This window comes from Dechloromonas sp. ARDL1, from assembly GCF_051122455.1.
Lineage (GTDB): Bacteria > Pseudomonadota > Gammaproteobacteria > Burkholderiales > Rhodocyclaceae > Azonexus.
Genome location: NZ_CP168939.1, coordinates 3729473 through 3746684, shown reverse-complemented (window position 1 = coordinate 3746684; position 17212 = coordinate 3729473). Strand labels below are relative to the sequence as shown.

Sequence of the window (17212 nt, the reverse complement as noted above, 5' to 3'; positions counted from 1 at the left end):
TTCCCCCATGCCGGGTGATTTACCTGATTCAGGCTTTGCCGACCAGCATTGCAACCAAGGTTGCCATGCGCAGTCCCATCTGACCGGGACGGAGTGCGGTCATGCACCACACTTCCCGATACTCTTCACTGCCCAACAACACCTGAGCGGGCCGGACCGGGCGCGAGTCCCGAGCCGCCCGAGCGACGGACCCTTCCGTCCCCCGCGAACCTCCTTTCAAGCCTGAATTCCGTCATTTGTCTTGACCCACGGCGGGCGCCGTCGCGCCTGCCAGTGCTTGAAAGGTATTATCCATGCAATTTTGCGGCTATCTTGCCGCGGTGCGCCCGTCGCGGCGCGCCGTCAGTATCCTGGCCGGGGCATGCCTTGCCCTGGCCCTCCCCCTGGCGTCGGCCCGAGCGGCCGCTTCCCTGACCCTCGACGAAGCCTGGCGCCTGGCCGAAACCGCCAACCCGACCCTGCGCACAGCGCAGGCCAGGCTGGCGGCAGCCGAGGGCGAACTCACCGATCGATGCGCGCAGTCTTCTCTGGAACAATCCTCAGCTCGCCCTTGAGCAGGCACGGCGAAAAGTCCCGCAGCCGGGCCTCGCCGCCGACAAGCAGCGGGAGTGGAACGCCGGCATTGCGCAGACCTTCGAAATCGCCGGGCAGCAAGCTTACCGCCGTGAGGCGGCCAGCCAGGAACTGGAGGCCTTGCAGGCAGCGCTGCGGGAGGCGCGTCGCCAAGTCCGCGTCGACATCGAACAGCGCTTTGTGCAGGTGCTGGCCTTGCAGCTGCGCATTGCCACCGAGGAAGAAGCGCTCAGGTTGGTCGACAACGCCGCAGCGGCCGTGCAGAAGCGGGTGGCGGCGGGCGAGGACAGCCGCCTCGACGGCAACCTGGCAGCGGTAGAGGCGGAGCGCGGACGCAACCAGCTTGCCTCCCTGCGGGAACGGCTCACCGAGGCCCGGGCCGAGCTGGCCAGCGCCCTACAACAGGCGCCCGACAGCCTGCCCGAGGTCGCCGGCGAGCTGACACCCGCGGCCCCGAGCTACACCCTCGATCAGTTGCTCGCGACGGCGCGCTCGCGGCCGCAGTTGCAGGCCCTGGAACGACGGGAAGCGGCGGCGGCCAGCCGCCTTGGCCTGGAGCGGGCCGCGGTCTACCCGGACATCACCCTTGGCTTGACGGCCGGCCGCGAAGGGCCCAATGACGCCCGGGAAAAGGTGGTCGGCCTCAGCCTGTCGTTGCCGCTACCGCTCTTTCGCCGCAACGCCGCGGGCATTGGCCGGGCCAGCAGCGAACTTGCCCAGGTGCAGATCGAGCGGCAGGTTGTCGGCCGCGATATCCCCGCCCAGGTACGCGCCCTGTGGCTCAACGTCGACAGCCTGCGGGCCCGGGTGAAGCGCCTGGAGGAGAAGGTGCAGGCCAGCCTTGATCAAAACCAGCGCCTGTCGGCCACCGCCTATCGCGCCGGCGAGATCGGCCTCCTGCAGCTCATCGTGGTGAATCGGCAGGTGCTCGACGGGCGCCGCGACCTGGTCGATGCCCGCAGTGAACTGCGGCTGGCCACCATCGCCCTCGAAGCCGCGGCCGGCTGGCCAGGGGCCGGAGAAGCCCGATGAATCCGCAGTCGATGATTTCCAACCGCAAGAATTCTTCCAAAAGGCAATCCATGCCAGTATTTTCCCTTCGGCGCGCCGCCTGGCTCGCCTGCCTGGCCGGGGCGTTCGTCCTGGCCGCCTGCAACAAGCCTGATCCTGCGCCGGCCGAGGCAAAGCCGGCGCCCGTCGCCAAGGAAGAAACGGTCCCTGCCAAGAACCCGGAGGACAAGGAGGGCGACGACAAGCCGGCCGAAGCTGCTGAAGCAGGACAATTGAAGTTGTCCGCCGAGGAAATTGAGACCGCCGGCATCCAGGTCGAAGCGCTGGCGGCGCAATCGGTCGCCGACCAGGTGGTGCTGACCGCCACCATCCGCGCCAACCAGGAGCGCATCGCCCATGTCGCACCGCGGGTGTCGGCGCGCATCACACAAGTCAAGGCCAAGCTCGGCGACAACGTGAAGGCCGGCCAGCCCCTGGCGCTCCTGGATAGCATGGAGCTGGGCGAGGCCCACTCCGCCTACCGGCAGGCGCAAAGTCAGTTGGCGCTGGCCAAGGCCGATTTCGAGCGGGCCCAGAAGCTCAAGGCCGAGGAAATCATCTCCGACAAGGATTTCCTGCGCGCCCGCAGCGAATACGAAAAGGCCCGCGCCAGTCTGCGCGCTGCCGACGACCGCCTGCGGCTCCTCGATGCCGCGCACGACGAGTCGGAGGCCGGCCCGGTCTCGGTGTTTCCGGTCAAGGCGCCGTTTGCCGGCACGGTGATCGAGAAGAGCGCGGTATTGGGCGAACTCGCCCAACCGGACAAGAGCCTCTTTACCGTAGCCGACCTGTCGACCCTGTGGATCGAAGCCAACCTGTTCGAGAAAGACCTTGGCCGGGTGCGAGTGGGAGCGCCGGCCACGGTGACGGTGAGCGCCTATCCCGGTGAAGCGTTCCAGGGCCGGCTGACCTATATCAGCAGCACCGTGGACAGGGAAACCCGGGCGGTGCAGGCGCGGGTCGAGGTCCCCAACCCGGACCGGCGCCTGAAGCCCGAGATGTTTGCGACAGCGGCCATCGCCACGGCCGCCACGACCGAGGCGCTGACCCTGCCGCAGGCGGCGGTGTTGCTGGTGAACGGCCAGCCCACGGCCTTTGTCCGCGAAGCGGGTGGCTTCGAACCCCGTGCCGTCGAAGTGGGCGACAAGGTCGGCAAGCGCATTGTCCTCACGAGCGGCGTCAAGGCCGGCGAGTCGGTGGTTGTGGCTGGCGCCTATGCGCTCAAGGCCCGCCTCCTCAAGTCGCAAATCGGCGACGCGGACTAAGGGGTCGTCATGCTCAATAACATTGTCGATATCTCGCTGCGCTACAAGGTGCTGGTCCTGGTGGGTTTCCTGCTTGTCGTGGTCTTCGGCATTCAGGCATTCCGCACGGTGCCAGTGGATGCCTTCCCGGACGTAACGCCGGTACAGGTCAATATCTATACCGAATCGCCAGGACTGGCCGCCGAGGACGTCGAGAAACTCCTCACTTTCCCGGTGGAAACCGCCATGGCCGGCCTGCCCGGGGTCGAGGAAATCCGCTCGGTGTCTCTGTTCGGGCTCTCCTATGTGAGCGTCTATTTCAAGGACAACGTGGATATCTATTTCGCCCGCCGCCTGGCCGGCGAAAAACTCCTGGAAGCGAAAGAGCGGATTCCCGAGGGCTATGGCGAACCATCTCTGGGGCCGAATAGCTCCGGATTAGGCCAGGTGTTCTGGTACACCGTCGAATCCGCTGATAAGAAACTCTCGACCATGGACCTGCGCACCCTCCAGGACTGGAACGTGCGGCTCATGCTGCGCACCGCCTCCGGCGTCGATGATGTGGTTTCCTGGGGCGGGGACGAGAAGCAGTTCCAGGTGCTCATCCAGCCGCAGAAACTGATCAAGTACGGCCTCAGCTTCAAGGCGGTGATGGAGGCGCTGACTGCCAACAATCGCCAGGTCGGTGGCCAGTACGTGAATCTCGGCCAGGAGCAGTACCTGGTGCGCGGCCTGGGATTGGTCACCAATAGCCGCGACATCGGCAACATCGTGATCACCCAGCACGAGGGCGTGCCGATCTATGTGCGCGACGTGGCTGAAGTGAAGGAAGCGCCCGGCCTGCGTTTTGGCGCGGTGACCAAGGACGGCCGGGAAGTGGTGCTGGGACAGGCACTGGCCCGTATCAACGAAAATGCCAAGAGCGTCGTCGATGCGGTAAAAACCAAGCTCAAGGTGGCCCAGCAGGCATTGCCGGCGGGCGTGACCATCACCCCGGAGTACGACCGCACGGAACTGGTCGAGAAGGCCCTCAAGACCGCGGAGAGTGCACTGCTGGAAGGGTCGATCCTGGTGGCGGTGGTCCTCTTCCTCTTCCTCGGGGAAATCCGCTCGGCCGTCGTCGTGGTCGTTACCCTGCCGCTCGCCATGCTGATCGCCTTCATCCTCATGCAGTTCTTCGGGATGTCGGCCAACCTGATGTCGCTGGCCGGTCTCGCCATCGGCATCGGCATGATGGTGGATGGCGCGGTGGTGATGGTGGAAAACAGCTTCCGCCTGCTCTCCCACCGGGCCGGCAAAGCGGTGAACAAGACGCACGTAATGCTTGAAGCGGCGCGGGAGGTGATCAACCCCATTGCCTTCGCCATCCTCATTATCATCGTCGTGTTCCTGCCGCTCTTCTCCCTGACCGGCCTGGAGGGCAAGCTGTTCAAGCCCATGGCGCTCACCATCGCCTTCGCCATGGTCGGCTCGCTCATCCTGACGCTCACCTTGGTCCCGGTGCTGGCGGCGCTGATCCTGAAACCGAAGGAAGAGAAGGACACCTTCATCCTGCGCCACGCCAAGCGGCTGTACCTGCCGCTGCTGGACTGGGCTCTCGACCGGAAGAAGCAGGTGATCGGCGGCGCCCTGGCGCTGCTGGTAGCGGCGCTCGCCATCTTCCCCTTCCTCGGCAAGGAGTTCATGCCCACCCTGCAGGAAGGCACGCTCATCTTCCGCGTCACCGGCATTCCCTCCACTTCGCTGGAAGAGAGCCTCGGCGTCGCCAAGCGCATCGACACCGCCCTGAAACAGCACTTCCCCCAGGTGACGTCCACCCTCGCCACCATCGGCCGCGCCGAGAAGGGCGAGACGGCGGACGTGAATTACATGGAAGTGCTGGTGGACCTGAAACCGGCGGACGAGTGGCCCGAACGCATGCCCATGCCGCAACTCGCCCATGAAATGCAGGAGTCCCTGGAAAAGGCCATTCCCACGGTGGTGTTTGCCTCCACTCAGCCCATCCAGATGCGGGTCGAGGAACTTATCTCCGGCGTGCGGGCGACCCTGGCCCTCAAGATCTACGGCGAGGATCTCGCTACCCTGGACCGTCTGGCCGGCCAGATGAAGGCCGTGCTCAACCAAGTGCCCGGTGCCGCCGATCTGTCCCTGGAAGCGAACAAAGGCAAGCCGCAGATGGTGATCAAAGTCAATCGCGACGAGGCGGCCCGCTACGGCATCAATGCTGACGAGATACTGGAGGTGGTGCAGGCCGGCATCGGCGGCAAGACGGTGTCGACCATCATCGACGGCGTCAAGCGCTTCGATCTTCAGGTCCGGCTGGATGCAGCCTTCCGCGACAGCCAGCAGGCGATCGCCGACCTCCCCATTCGCACCCAGTCCGGGGCGCTGGTGCCCTTGTCCCGGGTAGCCACGGTGGAGACGGACGAAGGCTACTCCTTCGTGCGACGCGAGCAACTGCAGCGCTACGCGGTGATCCAGATGGACGTGAAGGGCCGGGACGTGGACGGCTTCGTGCAGGAAGCCGAGGCGAAACTGCAGCAGCAGGTGAAACTACCGGCCGGCTACTGGATCGAGTGGGGCGGCGCCTTCGAGAACCAGCAGCGGGCCATGGCCCGGCTGGCAGTGATCGTGCCGCTGACCATCGGGCTCATCTTCATCCTGCTGTACACCGCTTTCAACTCGCTCACCCACGCCACGCTGATCATCGCCAACGTGCCCTTCGCCGTCATTGGCGGCGTCTTCGGGCTGGCGCTAACCGGCCAGTATGTGTCGGTACCTTCCGCCATCGGCTTCATCGCCGTCTTCGGCGTGGCGATGTTGAACGGCATCGTGCTGGTGTCCTTCCTCAACGACCAGCGACGACGAGGCTTGTCCATCCGCGAGGCGGTACGCCAGGGCGCTGCCCTGCGCCTGCGGCCGGTACTGATGACCGCTTCCGTGGCCATCCTGGGCCTCATCCCCATGCTGCTCTCGCAAGGGGTGGGCGCCGAAACCCAGCGGCCACTGGCCACCGTCGTGGTGGGCGGGCTGTTCACTTCCACCGCATTGACCCTGCTCCTGCTGCCGCTCATGTACGAATGGGCGGAAGGTCGGCAGGAACGCAACAAGACATCCACTTAACCCGACGCTGCGGTCCCCTTGGGGCCGCGGCATGGAGAACCAACATGAAAGAAATCAAGGCATTCATCCGTCAGCACCGCATCGCCGACGTGCTCGAAGCGTTGCGGGATTCGGGACTATGTCATGCCGGCGCGGGCGCCGGCTGCCTCACGGTATCCCGCGTGCAACGTCCGCTCGCGGATGCCGACCCGACGCAGCAGCATTATTCGATGGACTTGGCCGAACCCGTGGTGGCCGAATACAAGCTGGAACTCCTGTGCGCGGACGATCTGGCCGACTCCCTGGTGGACCTCATCGCGAAGGCGGCGCACACGGGGCAGCCCGAGGCAGGGTGGGTCGTCGTGAGCGAAGTTCAGCGGGCGGAGGAGATTCGGTGAGACTTCTGGTGGCAGGTAGGTAGCCGCTCTGGTCTTTGCCGTGCTGATTGCGGTTCACATCGCGGCGGCGCTGAAGCACCTGTAGCGAGACAAGGACGGCGTGTTTCAGCGGATGATGCCAAACTGGCAACAACATAATGGAGAACATTTTGATGCGAAAACTGATTACTGGCCTGCTGGCGGCCTTGGCGCTACAGAGTGTGCTGGCGGCAACACTGCCCGAAGTGACCGTCTATAAGGATCCCAATTGCGGTTGCTGCACCGAGTGGGCCAAGCACATGCAAGCGTCGGGCTTCACGGTGAAGCAGGTCAATTCCCAAGCCATGGACGTGGAACGGCAACGGTTTGGGGTGCCCCCGCATTTGGCCAGTTGCCATACTGCGAAAGTTGGCGGCTATACCGTGGAGGGCCATGTGCCGGCCTCCGCCGTCAAGAAAATGCTGGCCGAAAAGCCGTCGATACAGGGCCTGACTATTCCTGGAATGCCGGCGAACGCGCCAGGAATGGGGCAGCACCGTGAGGGAACGCTCAAGGTGTACACCTTGCCCAAAGCAGGTGAGTCGTCACGCATCTACTCGGTCGAGTAGGGCTGATTTCCAAAAGTGCGGTTTGGTGCGTTTTGGTAGTGCGGTACTGCCACAGGCTGCACCCGGCCACATTACTGACGTAGCTTGGGAGGTAAACTAATGGCTGCAATGGCCGAACTTCTGCCTCATGCCATTGGCAACCGGCGGCACCTCGGCCAAAACGGCCATTGGCCCGGTGGACGATGTCGGGCAGTAGTATGCCCGTCAGCGGTCATTCAGCCATATATCTCATCGAACGATAGCTTCTTTATTTTTCGAACAGGTGCTCCCGACCCTAAGCGGTAATTGCCGACTTGGGAAGCAACAGCGTAAAGCAGGTCAATCCATTGCCTGAACAAACATCAACTCCACCACCATGCGCAAGAACAATGGATCGAGTTATGGCCAGCCCGAGCCCTGAACTTTCCGTGGTTCGTAGACGTGAACTATCAACCCGATAAAACCGGTCGAACAGGCGTGGCAGATGTTCTGCCGGAATCTCGCTTCCAGTGTTCTCGACAGCAATATGCGTCATGCCACCATCCGTTTCGTTGATTTTTACCGTGACTGCCCCGCCATTTGGCGTATGGCGCAACGCGTTGGAAAGCAGATTGCTGACCGCACGGCGTAGCATCAGTCGGTCGCCGATTACTTGGCCACTACCGGAGAGCGACAAGGCAATTGACTTCTCCTCGGCTAGCACGTCGTAATACTCCAGCAAGTCGCCAATTTCCTCGGCAAGATCGATCGGCTCCTGATTAGGCATGATCTGCTTGTTGTCGGCCTTGGCCAGGAAAAGCATGTCGGAAATAGTGCGCGACAGGCGTTCGAATTCTTCAGCATTCGAGGCCAGGATGTCCCGATAGTCGTCTGCCGAGCGTGCTTTCGACAGCGTGACCTGGGTTTGTGTGAGTAGGTTACTGACCGGTGTTCTCAACTCATGAGCCAGATCCGACGAAAAGTCCGATAGCCGCTGAAAGGATTCTTCCAGGCGCGAGAGCATGCCATTCAAGGTGTCGGCTAGGTCTGCCAACTCAACGGGGATCGACTCGACTGGTAGGCGGGTATCCAGACGATTGGCAGTGATCTCTGCGGCCTGATGCTTGATGGCTTGCAAGGGTAAGAGTCCGCGCCGCACGGCGAACCAGCCGAGCACGCCCATCGCCAGGGTCGCCAAGCCCATGAACCCCCACAAGGTTTGCCGAAACGAAGTCATGAAATTTTCGTGATGGTCGATCTCGGTGGAAATTGCCACGGTATAGCGACCGCCGCTATCGGCACCAAACTTGACGACCGACGAAATTCCCCGCCGTGGATGGCCATCGGTGCTTGACCACTTGACTGGCCGCGCTTGCCCTGGCAACATGCTCTTGCTCAGCAAATCCAGTGGAAACACCAGGGATTCATTGGCATACAGTATTTCGCCATTGGCACCGTAGACCGTCACGATCAGCCCGTGGTGTCCTGTCAGTGCATCGTCGAACTGCTGGGTTAGCGTCTCTTTCGGCGGGGGGGGCGGATACCGCTCCAGGATATGCTTTACCAACTGCATTTTGCCGCTCAGCACTTCCAAATCTTGTTCTTCGAAGTGGCGCTCGACGGCGTTGCCAATCAGCAGGCCAAGCAAGAACAGTACGAAGGCCGAGGCCAGTGCGAACAGCAGGGTCAGTCTAAGTGTGAGCGAAGGAGCGCGAGTGGATATCAATCGGTAATCTCCAAGACATAGCCCATGCCGCGCACGGTGCGAATCAGTTTAGGTTCAAAACCCTCATCGATCTTGACCCGGAGGCGTTTGATTGCCACCTCGATCACATTTGTATCGCTGTCGAAGTTCATGTCCCAGACCTGCGAGGCGATCAGCGAGCGTGGCAAGACCTCTCCCTGGCGCCGCAACAGCAATTCGAGCAAGGAAAACTCCTTGACGGTCAGATCAATCCGTTTGCCGGCGCGGTTAACGCGGCGGCGCAGCAAGTCGAGTTCAAGGTCGGCGGCGCGCAGGAATTCCGACTCTTTCGCTTTGCCGCCGCGTCGCAACAGGGTTCGGACACGAGCCAGCAATTCGGAGAAGGCGAACGGTTTCACCAAGTAATCATCGGCGCCAAGTTCCAGTCCCTTGACCCGGTCCTCGACCTGATCGCGAGCGGTCAGGAAAAGTACCGGCATGTCCTTGCCCGCCCGGCGAATTCCCTGCAGAACCTGCCACCCGTCGATGCCGGGCAGCATCACGTCGAGTACCGCCAGATCGTAGGCCTCGGTCAACGCAAGATGGAGACCGTCCAGGCCATTGGCCGCCAAGTCGACCACGAACCCTGCCTCAAGAAGGCCTTGTTTCAAGTAGGTTCCGGTCTTTAGTTCGTCTTCGACAACCAGTATTTTCATCGGTCTCTCCATCAACTGCTTTTTATTGATGGTGAATTCTCTATCGGTTTTAACGCTCAACTTCGAAGATTACGTAAATGTAATCCGCGAGTCAGCCGATTGTTGGTTTCGCGAAAGCAAGATGTCGACCATAGGAGCATCAGACTCCGCATACCCCAATGGAGGCATCATGAAAACACTGGCGCTGAGCCTGGCCATCGCTGCCGGGCCGGTATGGGCGGAAAGTCCAACCCCACCCGAACCGACTCCGGCCAAGGCATACCAATCGGCATTTGCCGATTATCGGCCCATGCAGGACGAGGCTGTTCTGGACTGGCGGGCAACCAACGATGAAATGGGCCGCCTGCGCGGTCATATGGGACATCTGGAAGTAACGCCGACTCAGCAGGATGGCGGAATCGAGCATGTTCATCATGGCGCACAGTCATCTCAGGAAGGGAAGGCAAAACCATGAGCAAACATCTGCCTTCTGCCCAGAGACCACCTATCAAGCTGCTGGCATCCATCCTGGTCGTCACGACGCTGGCCGGTTGTGCCACATTCTCCAACGACGGCGGATTCGCTAGCGTGGAACAAGCCACCCGTGAGCGACTGAACAAGGACGTGAAGTGGGCGCGGAGCGATGCCGAGAAATCCGCATTGCAAGTCCGTGTCGGTGAACTGTTGGCCAAGCCACTGACCATAGACGACGCCATCCAGGTGGCGCTCTACAACAACCGTGGGCTGCAAGCCGCCTTCTTCGATCTCGGCATCAGCGAGGCGGAACTGGTGCAAGCCGGACGCCTGCCCAATCCGCATTTTTCCATGTTACGGGCCAGCAAACCCGAGAACGGGATACGGGAATACAAGATCGAGCAGGCGCTGACCTTCAATATCTTCGCGCTGATCACCATGCCGCTGGCGGTCGAAGTGGAAAAGCGCAATTTTGAGCAGACGCAGCGTTTGGTCGTGATCGAGGTGGCGCGACTGGCCTCCGAAACTCGCCAAGCCTACTTTACGGCCGTTGCCGCCGACGAGTCGGTGCGCTACATGAGGAAGGTCAAACAAGCTGCCGAAGCTGGCGCTGAACTGGCCCGACGCATGGCGCAGGTCGGCAACTTCAGCAAATTGCGGCAGGCACGGGAACAGGCTTTTTACGCCGATGCTGCCCTGAACCTGGCGCGAGCCGAACAATCGGCCGTTGCTGCCCGCGAGCGCCTGGCCCGTGTACTCGGCGTGGCGGACCGCAGCCAGATCAAATTGCCTGACCGGCTCCCCGATTTGCCGAAAGAACCCAACGAGCTTGGCGGCCTTGAACAGCAGGCACTCGACCAGCGTCTCGATTTGCAGGCGATTCGCTTGGAAACGGAAGCGCTGGCCAAGAACCTGGGGTTGACCCAAGCGACCCGTTTGATCAATGTCCTGGAAGTTGGCCCTGCCCGTGTTCTCGAAGGTGAACGGAACAGTGGCTATAAGAAAGGCTACGAGATCAGCTTCGAGTTGCCGATCTTCGATTGGGGTGGCGCCAAGGTGGCCAAGGCCGAATCCGTATACATGCAGGCTATCGAGCGCGCTGCCGAGGTCGCCACCAACGTCCGCTCGGAGGTACGTGAGGCCTATCACGCCTATCGTACCAATTACGACATCGCACGGCATTACCGCGATGAGATCGTTCCGCTCAACAAGCGCATTTCCGACGAGAGCATGCTGCGCTACAACGGCATGCTGATCGGTGTCTTCGATCTCCTGGCCGATGCGCGGTCGCAGATTGGTAGCGTGAACAGCTATATCGAAACCCTGCGCGATTTCTGGATTGCCCAAGGGGATCTGGAGATGTCGCTGATCGGCAAGCCCTCCCTGAATGCCGCCACCCGCGCCAGCATCGCCGCTAGCGGCCGGGCCGACCATTGAATCCGAAGGACAGAAACATGACTTCTCGTCGCGATTTTTTCAAGAATCTGGGTATTGCTGGCGGCGCAGTCGCTGCCGCTTCAGTGAGTTCCGTGGCCATGGCTGCCTTGCCCGAACTGATCAGCATGGACAAGCCGGATACCGCACCACCGTGGCAGCCGCCCGGCGGTCGTCCCTACAACCCGGTCGTTACGCTGAACGGCTGGACATTGCCCTGGCGCATGAAGAATGGCGTCAAGGAGTTTCATCTGGTTGCCGAGCCGGTCGTTCGCGAAATTGCACCGGGCATGAAGGCGCATCTCTGGGGCTACAACGGCCAGAGTCCGGGGCCGACCATCGAGGTCGTCGAGGGCGACCGGGTACGCATTTTTGTCACCAACCGCCTGCCGGAACACACGACCATCCACTGGCATGGGCAGCGCCTGCCGAATGGCATGGATGGTGTGGGCGGTCTCAATCAGAAGCAGATTCCCGTCGGTAAAACCTTCGTTTATGAGTTCGTTGCCCGGCGACCGGGAACCTTCATGTACCACCCGCATGCCGACGAAATGACGCAGATGGCCATGGGCATGATGGGCTTCTGGGTGACTCACCCCAAGAGCAATCATCCACTGATCGATACGGTCGACCGGGATTTCTGCTTCCTTCTGAACGCCTACGACATCGATCCGGGCAGCTATACGCCCAAGGTCAATACCATGCTCGATTTCAACCTGTGGACCTGGAACAGTCGCGCCTTTCCCGGCATCGACTCGTTCAACGTCCGCAAGGGGGACAAGGTGCGCATGCGCATCGGCAATCTGACCATGACCAACCACCCGATCCACTTGCACGGGCACGAGTTCGTCGTCAGCGGTACCGATGGCGGTCCGACGCCGGTTGGGTCGCGCTGGCCCGAGGTAACGACGGATGTCGCAGTCGGCCAGATGCGCCAGATCGAGTTCCTGGCCGATGAGGAAGGCGACTGGGCGGTTCATTGTCACAAGAGCCACCACACGATGAACGCCATGGGGCACGACGTGCCGACCATGATCGGCGTGGACCACCGGGGCGTCGTCAAGCAGATTACCGATCTGATTCCCGACTACATGGTGATGGGCGAACGCGGCATGGCCGACATGGGGGAAATGGAAATGCCGATACCCGACAATACCCTGCCGATGATGACCGGCCAGGGGCCTTATGGTGCGGTCGAGATGGGCGGCATGTTCTCCGTTCTCAAGGTGCGTCGCGATCAGAAACCCGGCGATTACAAGGATCCGGGCTGGTACAAACAACCCAAAGGAACGCAGGCCTATGAATGGACAGGACCGGTTGGCGACATCTCGCGCACGAATCACCCTGGATCGGGTGCGATGCCCGTGCGCGGACCTGTCGTCGAGCAGGAAGTGCAGGTTCGCAAACCCGCTGGCGGGCATGGACAGCACTAAAACCACAATCACACCCACGGAGATCAATCATGAATAAATTCTTAATCGGTGCCCTGGCTACCCTGAGTGTCGGTGCTGCAACCGGTGGCATCGTCGCCGCCTCGGGCATCGTCAACGTGGCAGCAAATGAGCCGCATAGCCCATTCGTCTATCAGGCCCTGGCTTTTGCCCGCGAACGTTCGATTGCCAGTCGCGTATCCGACATCAAGGTTCCTGATGATTTTGCCGACCCCGAGCGCGTACGGCGTGGTGCCGGAAACTACGCGGCCATGTGCGTGAATTGCCACCTGACGCCGGAAGTGACCGATTCGGAAATCCGTAAGGGTCTCTACCCGAAGCCACCGAATCTGTCGGCCAAATCCGAGACATCCCGCAATGCCGCCCGCGACTTCTGGATCATCAAGAACGGCATCAAGGCTTCCGGCATGCCGTCCTGGTCGTCAGGCGGGATGGAGGATGCCGCGATTTGGGATCTGGCGGCCTTCCTGCAAAAAATGCCGCTGATGGCAAAAGCGGATTACGAGCAACTGGTGGCGGCCAGCGATGGCCATTCCCATGGCGGATTGGCGGACCACGATCATGCGGGAGGCCATGAGGATCACCATGCCGAGCCAGTACAGCCTCCGCCTGCCGCCAAGGCAAAGAAAAATCATGACCATGGCAGCCACGACCATGGTAACCACAAGCATTAAACGGGTGCCAAAGATTACATAAATGTAATCCGCAGGTCAGCTGTTTGTTGGTCTGGGATCGGCATACTGCGCTCACCTCATCGAAACGGAGCAGATGTCATGAATCGATCCCTCTTAGCTCTTGCAATGCTCGCCCTTTTTGGGGTTGGCGCGACTACCGCTTCGGCGGCAGAGGTCATTGATGTCTACAAGAGCCCGAATTGCGGCTGTTGCGGCAAGTGGGTCGATCACATGAAGGATGCTGGCTTCGAAGTCCGCACCCACAGCGTCATGAATATCCCCTTGGCCCGCAAGACATTGGGCATGCCGGAGCGCTTCGGTTCCTGCCATACGGCCAAGGTAGGCGGCTATGTCGTCGAGGGGCATGTCCCGGCGGCCGATGTCCAGCGCCTGCTCAAGGAAAAGCCCAAGGCCGTCGGCATCGCGGTACCGTCGATGCCCCCCGGATCCCCCGGCATGGAAAGCGTCCGACCGGTTCCTTACAACACGCTGCTGGTTCAGGCCGGCGGAGAAGCTACTATTTTTGCCAAGCACTGATTCACACCCAACAGGAGAAACCCCATGAACAAGAACCTTATCGCCACCGCCCTGATTGCCTTTGCTTCGCTTGCCGGACTGCCTGCCTATGCGGCCGGTGACCATGCCGGTCATGGTGTGGCGCAAGCCGGTGCAGCAGAAATGCAGATGGTCGACGGCCAGGTCAAGAAAGTCGACAAGGCGGCCGGCAAGGTCACGCTCTCCCATGGCCCGCTGACCAACCTGAACATGCCGGCCATGACCATGGTCTTCAAGGTCAGTAATGCCGCATGGCTCGACCAGATGAAAACCGGGGATAAAATCCGTTTCATGGCTGATAACGTCAATGGTGCGATCACCGTTGTCCACTTCGAAGCGGCCAAATAACAAAAAATCCGGAGCGGTACTGGATTGCCTGGCGATCCGTACCGTTCCTTGACATCGAGTATCTGAGGGAGGTCGCATGCGTCGGTTCCGACACCTAACCATCATCACGCTATTCAGCGCGATCGGCTTCGGGGCGCCCGTCCTGGCGCAGGAAGTCGCGCCGGGTGCTAACGTCGATAGCCTGCTGAGCTACGCCAAGTCACGCAACCCGGAATTTGCCGCGATGCAGGCGGAAGCGGATGCTTCGGCGGAACGTGTGGTGCCGGCCGGCGCCTTGCCCGACCCCAAGTTCCGCACCGAGTTGCGCGACATCACCCGTTTTGGCGAGCAAAACGCAACGCTCTCGCCAAGCCGTGTCGGGAGCACCCGCTACCTCCTGATGCAGGACATCCCTTGGTATGGCAAGCGCGATCTCAAGCGCGAGATTGCCGAACTGGAAGCGGACGGTGCCAAAGGGCGTGCGTTGGGGGCTTGGGCCGATATTGCCGGGCGCATCAAGGTCAATTTTTCCCAACTTTATTACCTGCGGCAAAACGAGCGTCTGACTCGGGAAATCCTCGATTTGATGATGCGCCTGGAGAAGGTTGCCCAGGTTCGCTACGCCGGCGGGCTGGCCGCTCAGCAGGACGTCATTCGCGCTCAGGTCGAACAGACCAATATGCGCAACGAATTGATCGGTCTGGAATCCGAACAACAATATTTGCGGGCTCGCTTGAACGCCTTGCTGTCCCGCCCGACTACCGCCCAACTGGCCGAACCGAGCCAGTTACGCAAACTGCCGGCACCGGCCATGCTCGATTTCGCTGGGCTTGAAGAGCGGGTTCGCGCCAAGAACCCACAGCTTTTTGCCGATGAATCGAAAATCAAGGCAGCCGAAAAAACACGCGACCTGACCTTCAAGAACCGCTACCCCGATTTCACGCTGGGTGTATCGCCCATCCAGTATCAAAACACCATCAGGGAATGGGAATTGATGGTCGAACTGAATATCCCGCTGCAACAGGCGTCGCGTCGCTCCCAGGAGCGCGAATCGGAGTCGATGCTGAATGCCGCCCGCGCCCGCAAGGAAGCCACGACCAACCAGGTGACTGCCGATCTGGCGGAAAGCCTGGCAGGCCTGGAGGCGGCTCGCCGCACCGAGAACCTGCTGGCCAGCAGCCTGATTCCGCAATCGGAACTGACCTTCCAGGCGGCGCTGGCCGGCTATGAGACCGGCAAGGTGGACTTCGCCACCTTGCTCGACGCCCAGCGGCAAATCCGTCAGGCCAAACAAAATCAATTCAAGGCTCAGGTCGACGCCCAGGTGCGACTGGCCGAAATCGAACGACTGCTAGGGGAAGAACTATGAACAAGAGTGCTGGACTGAGCCTCGGGGTATTGGCGGTTGCCATCGCGGCGGGTGGCGGATATTGGCTGGGAGGCAGCAAGAACGCAACGCATCAGGCTTCCGGCGCGCCCGCGGCCGTGGCAGCCAGTGAATCGGCCAAAAAAGAACGTAAGCTTCTCTACTATCGCAATCCGATGGGCTTGCCCGACACCTCGCCGGTACCCAAGAAAGACCCGATGGGGATGGACTATATCCCGGTCTACGAAGGCGAACAGGACGACGAACCGGCAGCGGCCAACCAGATCAAGATCAGTGTCGAGAAAGTGCAGAAACTTGGGGTGCGCACCGAAGCCGCGCAATTGCGCGCACTCGACAAGGTCGTGCGGGCGGCAGGTCGGGTCGAACCCGACGAGCGCCGTATCTATGCGATTTCCCCCAAATTCGAGGGCTATGTCGAACGCTTGCACGTCAACGTCACCGGCCAGCCGGTCGGCAAGGGACAACCGCTGTTCGAGGTCTATAGCCCTGAACTGGTTTCGGCCCAGCGCGAATACGCGATTGCCGCCCAAGGGGTCGAATCCCTCAAGGGGGCTGGCGGCTCCGCCCAGGACGGCATGAAGCAACTGGCCGATTCCAGTCTGCTACGCCTCAAGAACTGGGATATTTCGGAAGAGCAGGTCAAGGCGCTGGCCAAGTCGGGCGAGGCCCGCCGGACGCTGACCTTCCGCTCCCCGGTCGCTGGCATCGTGACCGAGAAGAAGGCGTTGCAAGGCGTGCGTTTCATGCCAGGCGAAGCCCTTTATCAGGTGGCTGATCTGTCTGCCGTCTGGGTCGTTGCCGATGTGTTTGAACAGGACATCGGACAAGTCAAAACAGGGGCCAAGGCGAAGGTGCGCATCAATGCCTACCCGGACAAGACTTTCGAAGGCACGATCACCTACGTCTATCCGACCCTGAAGTCGGAAACGCGCACGGTGCCGGTGCGCGTCGAATTGCAGAATCCGGGACAACTTCTGAAACCGGCGATGTTCGCCCAGGTTGAACTGCCGGTGGGCGGCAAGGGGGAGGTCGTGACCGTACCGACCTCAGCGGTCATCGACAGCGGTACCCGCCGTATCGTACTGGTCCAGGCCAAGGAAGGACGATTCGAGCCGCGTGAAGTCAAGCTCGGGCAGCGTAGCGACAACTACGTCGAGGTGCAGGAAGGCGTCAAGAACGGGGAACCGGTGGTGGTCGCTGCCAATTTCCTGATCGATGCGGAAAGCAACCTCAAGGCAGCCGTCGGTGGCTTTGGCCATGCCAGCCATGGTGGCAGCGCACCCAAACAGGATGCTGCCGCAGCAGCACCGGCCGGAGAACACGCCGGCCACCAGGAAAGCAAGCCAGCAGTCGTCGGCCATCAGGCAGAAGGTACGGTCGAGGGATTCGATGTCAAGGCCACCACGATCTCCATTGCCCACGGGCCGATTCCCAGCCTCAAGTGGCCGGGGATGACCATGGAGTTCACTCTGGCTAACCCCGGGTTGCTTTCCGGGATTAAGCCGGGATTAGCGATCAACTTCGAGTTCGTCGAACGCAAGCCGGGTGAATGGGTGGTCACCGCGATCAAACCTGGTGCCAGCAAGACCGCGAATCCTCACGCCGGACACTGATAGGGG

At 61.2% G+C, this 17212-nt stretch carries 16 protein-coding genes; 14 read left to right on the top strand and 2 right to left on the bottom strand.

The annotated features are described in order from the left end of the window. The first annotated feature begins 293 nt into the window (after window positions 1–293). The 6 genes from AB6Q56_RS18505 to AB6Q56_RS18480 all read left to right on the top strand — a co-directional run bounded on the left by AB6Q56_RS18505 (window position 294) and on the right by AB6Q56_RS18480 (window position 6954). Window positions 294–554 (top strand): hypothetical protein, encoded by a 261-nt coding sequence (locus tag AB6Q56_RS18505; RefSeq protein ID WP_434514511.1) that lies wholly within the window; start codon window positions 294–296, stop codon window positions 552–554. Then, window positions 508–1605 (top strand): TolC family protein, encoded by a 1098-nt coding sequence (locus AB6Q56_RS18500; protein WP_434517177.1) that lies wholly within the window; start codon window positions 508–510, stop codon window positions 1603–1605. Before AB6Q56_RS18505 ends, AB6Q56_RS18500 begins: the two co-directional genes overlap by 47 nt. A 50-nt stretch (window positions 1606–1655) precedes the next feature. Beyond that, window positions 1656–2888, top strand: a complete 1233-nt coding sequence (locus AB6Q56_RS18495; protein ID WP_434514510.1) for an efflux RND transporter periplasmic adaptor subunit — start codon at window positions 1656–1658, stop codon at window positions 2886–2888. 9 nt (window positions 2889–2897) lie between these two features. Further along, entirely contained in the window at window positions 2898–5990 is a 3093-nt protein-coding gene (locus tag AB6Q56_RS18490) for an efflux RND transporter permease subunit (RefSeq protein WP_434514509.1), read from the top strand. 44 nt (window positions 5991–6034) lie between these two features. Beyond that, window positions 6035–6367 carry a P-II family nitrogen regulator gene (locus AB6Q56_RS18485; RefSeq protein ID WP_434514508.1) on the top strand — a complete coding sequence of 111 codons (333 nt, stop codon included), beginning with the start codon at window positions 6035–6037 and terminating at the stop codon, window positions 6365–6367. Window positions 6368–6519: 152 nt separating this feature from the next. Next, complete coding sequence (locus tag AB6Q56_RS18480) at window positions 6520–6954, top strand: DUF411 domain-containing protein (RefSeq protein ID WP_370452120.1); 435 nt, start codon at window positions 6520–6522, stop codon at window positions 6952–6954. A gap of 274 nt (window positions 6955–7228) precedes the next feature. Here the strand turns inward: AB6Q56_RS18480 and AB6Q56_RS18475 are convergent, their stop codons facing one another. Continuing rightward, the gene (locus AB6Q56_RS18475) at window positions 7229–8638 is read right to left on the bottom strand and encodes a heavy metal sensor histidine kinase (RefSeq protein WP_434514507.1); all 1410 of its coding nucleotides are present in this window, start codon (window positions 8636–8638) and stop codon (window positions 7229–7231) included. After that, window positions 8635–9312 (bottom strand): heavy metal response regulator transcription factor, encoded by a 678-nt coding sequence (locus AB6Q56_RS18470; RefSeq protein WP_434514506.1) that lies wholly within the window; start codon window positions 9310–9312, stop codon window positions 8635–8637. The genes AB6Q56_RS18475 and AB6Q56_RS18470 overlap by 4 nt, the downstream gene beginning before the upstream one ends. A gap of 169 nt (window positions 9313–9481) precedes the next feature. Here AB6Q56_RS18470 and AB6Q56_RS18465 point away from each other — a divergent pair, with 169 nt between their 5' ends. The 8 genes from AB6Q56_RS18465 to AB6Q56_RS18430 all read left to right on the top strand — a co-directional run bounded on the left by AB6Q56_RS18465 (window position 9482) and on the right by AB6Q56_RS18430 (window position 17206). Next, complete coding sequence (locus AB6Q56_RS18465; RefSeq protein ID WP_434514505.1) at window positions 9482–9766, top strand: hypothetical protein; 285 nt, start codon at window positions 9482–9484, stop codon at window positions 9764–9766. Next, a complete protein-coding gene (locus AB6Q56_RS18460; RefSeq protein WP_434514504.1) occupies window positions 9763–11202 on the top strand; it encodes a TolC family protein in 1440 nt (479 codons plus the stop codon). Before AB6Q56_RS18465 ends, AB6Q56_RS18460 begins: the two co-directional genes overlap by 4 nt. A gap of 17 nt (window positions 11203–11219) precedes the next feature. After that, the gene (locus tag AB6Q56_RS18455; protein WP_434514503.1) at window positions 11220–12632 is read left to right on the top strand and encodes a multicopper oxidase family protein; all 1413 of its coding nucleotides are present in this window, start codon (window positions 11220–11222) and stop codon (window positions 12630–12632) included. A gap of 29 nt (window positions 12633–12661) precedes the next feature. Further along, the gene (locus tag AB6Q56_RS18450; protein WP_434514502.1) at window positions 12662–13324 is read left to right on the top strand and encodes a c-type cytochrome; all 663 of its coding nucleotides are present in this window, start codon (window positions 12662–12664) and stop codon (window positions 13322–13324) included. A 99-nt stretch (window positions 13325–13423) separates the two neighbouring features. Next, entirely contained in the window at window positions 13424–13861 is a 438-nt protein-coding gene (locus AB6Q56_RS18445) for a DUF411 domain-containing protein (protein WP_434514501.1), read from the top strand. A 24-nt stretch (window positions 13862–13885) separates the two neighbouring features. Next, the gene (locus tag AB6Q56_RS18440; RefSeq protein ID WP_434514500.1) at window positions 13886–14227 is read left to right on the top strand and encodes a copper-binding protein; all 342 of its coding nucleotides are present in this window, start codon (window positions 13886–13888) and stop codon (window positions 14225–14227) included. Window positions 14228–14303: 76 nt separating this feature from the next. Further along, window positions 14304–15575, top strand: a complete 1272-nt coding sequence (locus tag AB6Q56_RS18435) for a TolC family protein (protein ID WP_434514499.1) — start codon at window positions 14304–14306, stop codon at window positions 15573–15575. After that, entirely contained in the window at window positions 15572–17206 is a 1635-nt protein-coding gene (locus tag AB6Q56_RS18430; RefSeq protein WP_434514498.1) for an efflux RND transporter periplasmic adaptor subunit, read from the top strand. The genes AB6Q56_RS18435 and AB6Q56_RS18430 overlap by 4 nt, the downstream gene beginning before the upstream one ends. Window positions 17207–17212 lie beyond the last annotated feature (6 nt).

Excerpts from the sequence above, each read along its gene's own strand:
- AB6Q56_RS18505 (WP_434514511.1), top strand. The coding sequence starts at position 294 with ATGCAATTTTGCGGCTATCTTGCCGCGGTGCGCCCGTCGCGGCGCGCC.
- AB6Q56_RS18495 (WP_434514510.1), top strand. The coding sequence starts at position 1,656 with ATGCCAGTATTTTCCCTTCGGCGCGCCGCCTGGCTCGCCTGCCTGGCC.
- AB6Q56_RS18490 (WP_434514509.1), top strand. The coding sequence starts at position 2,898 with ATGCTCAATAACATTGTCGATATCTCGCTGCGCTACAAGGTGCTGGTC.
- AB6Q56_RS18485 (WP_434514508.1), top strand. The coding sequence starts at position 6,035 with ATGAAAGAAATCAAGGCATTCATCCGTCAGCACCGCATCGCCGACGTG.
- AB6Q56_RS18480 (WP_370452120.1), top strand. The coding sequence starts at position 6,520 with ATGCGAAAACTGATTACTGGCCTGCTGGCGGCCTTGGCGCTACAGAGT.
- AB6Q56_RS18470 (WP_434514506.1), bottom strand. The coding sequence starts at position 9,312 with ATGAAAATACTGGTTGTCGAAGACGAACTAAAGACCGGAACCTACTTG.
- AB6Q56_RS18465 (WP_434514505.1), top strand. The coding sequence starts at position 9,482 with ATGAAAACACTGGCGCTGAGCCTGGCCATCGCTGCCGGGCCGGTATGG.
- AB6Q56_RS18460 (WP_434514504.1), top strand. The coding sequence starts at position 9,763 with ATGAGCAAACATCTGCCTTCTGCCCAGAGACCACCTATCAAGCTGCTG.
- AB6Q56_RS18455 (WP_434514503.1), top strand. The coding sequence starts at position 11,220 with ATGACTTCTCGTCGCGATTTTTTCAAGAATCTGGGTATTGCTGGCGGC.
- AB6Q56_RS18450 (WP_434514502.1), top strand. The coding sequence starts at position 12,662 with ATGAATAAATTCTTAATCGGTGCCCTGGCTACCCTGAGTGTCGGTGCT.
- AB6Q56_RS18445 (WP_434514501.1), top strand. The coding sequence starts at position 13,424 with ATGAATCGATCCCTCTTAGCTCTTGCAATGCTCGCCCTTTTTGGGGTT.
- AB6Q56_RS18440 (WP_434514500.1), top strand. The coding sequence starts at position 13,886 with ATGAACAAGAACCTTATCGCCACCGCCCTGATTGCCTTTGCTTCGCTT.
- AB6Q56_RS18435 (WP_434514499.1), top strand. The coding sequence starts at position 14,304 with ATGCGTCGGTTCCGACACCTAACCATCATCACGCTATTCAGCGCGATC.
- AB6Q56_RS18430 (WP_434514498.1), top strand. The coding sequence starts at position 15,572 with ATGAACAAGAGTGCTGGACTGAGCCTCGGGGTATTGGCGGTTGCCATC.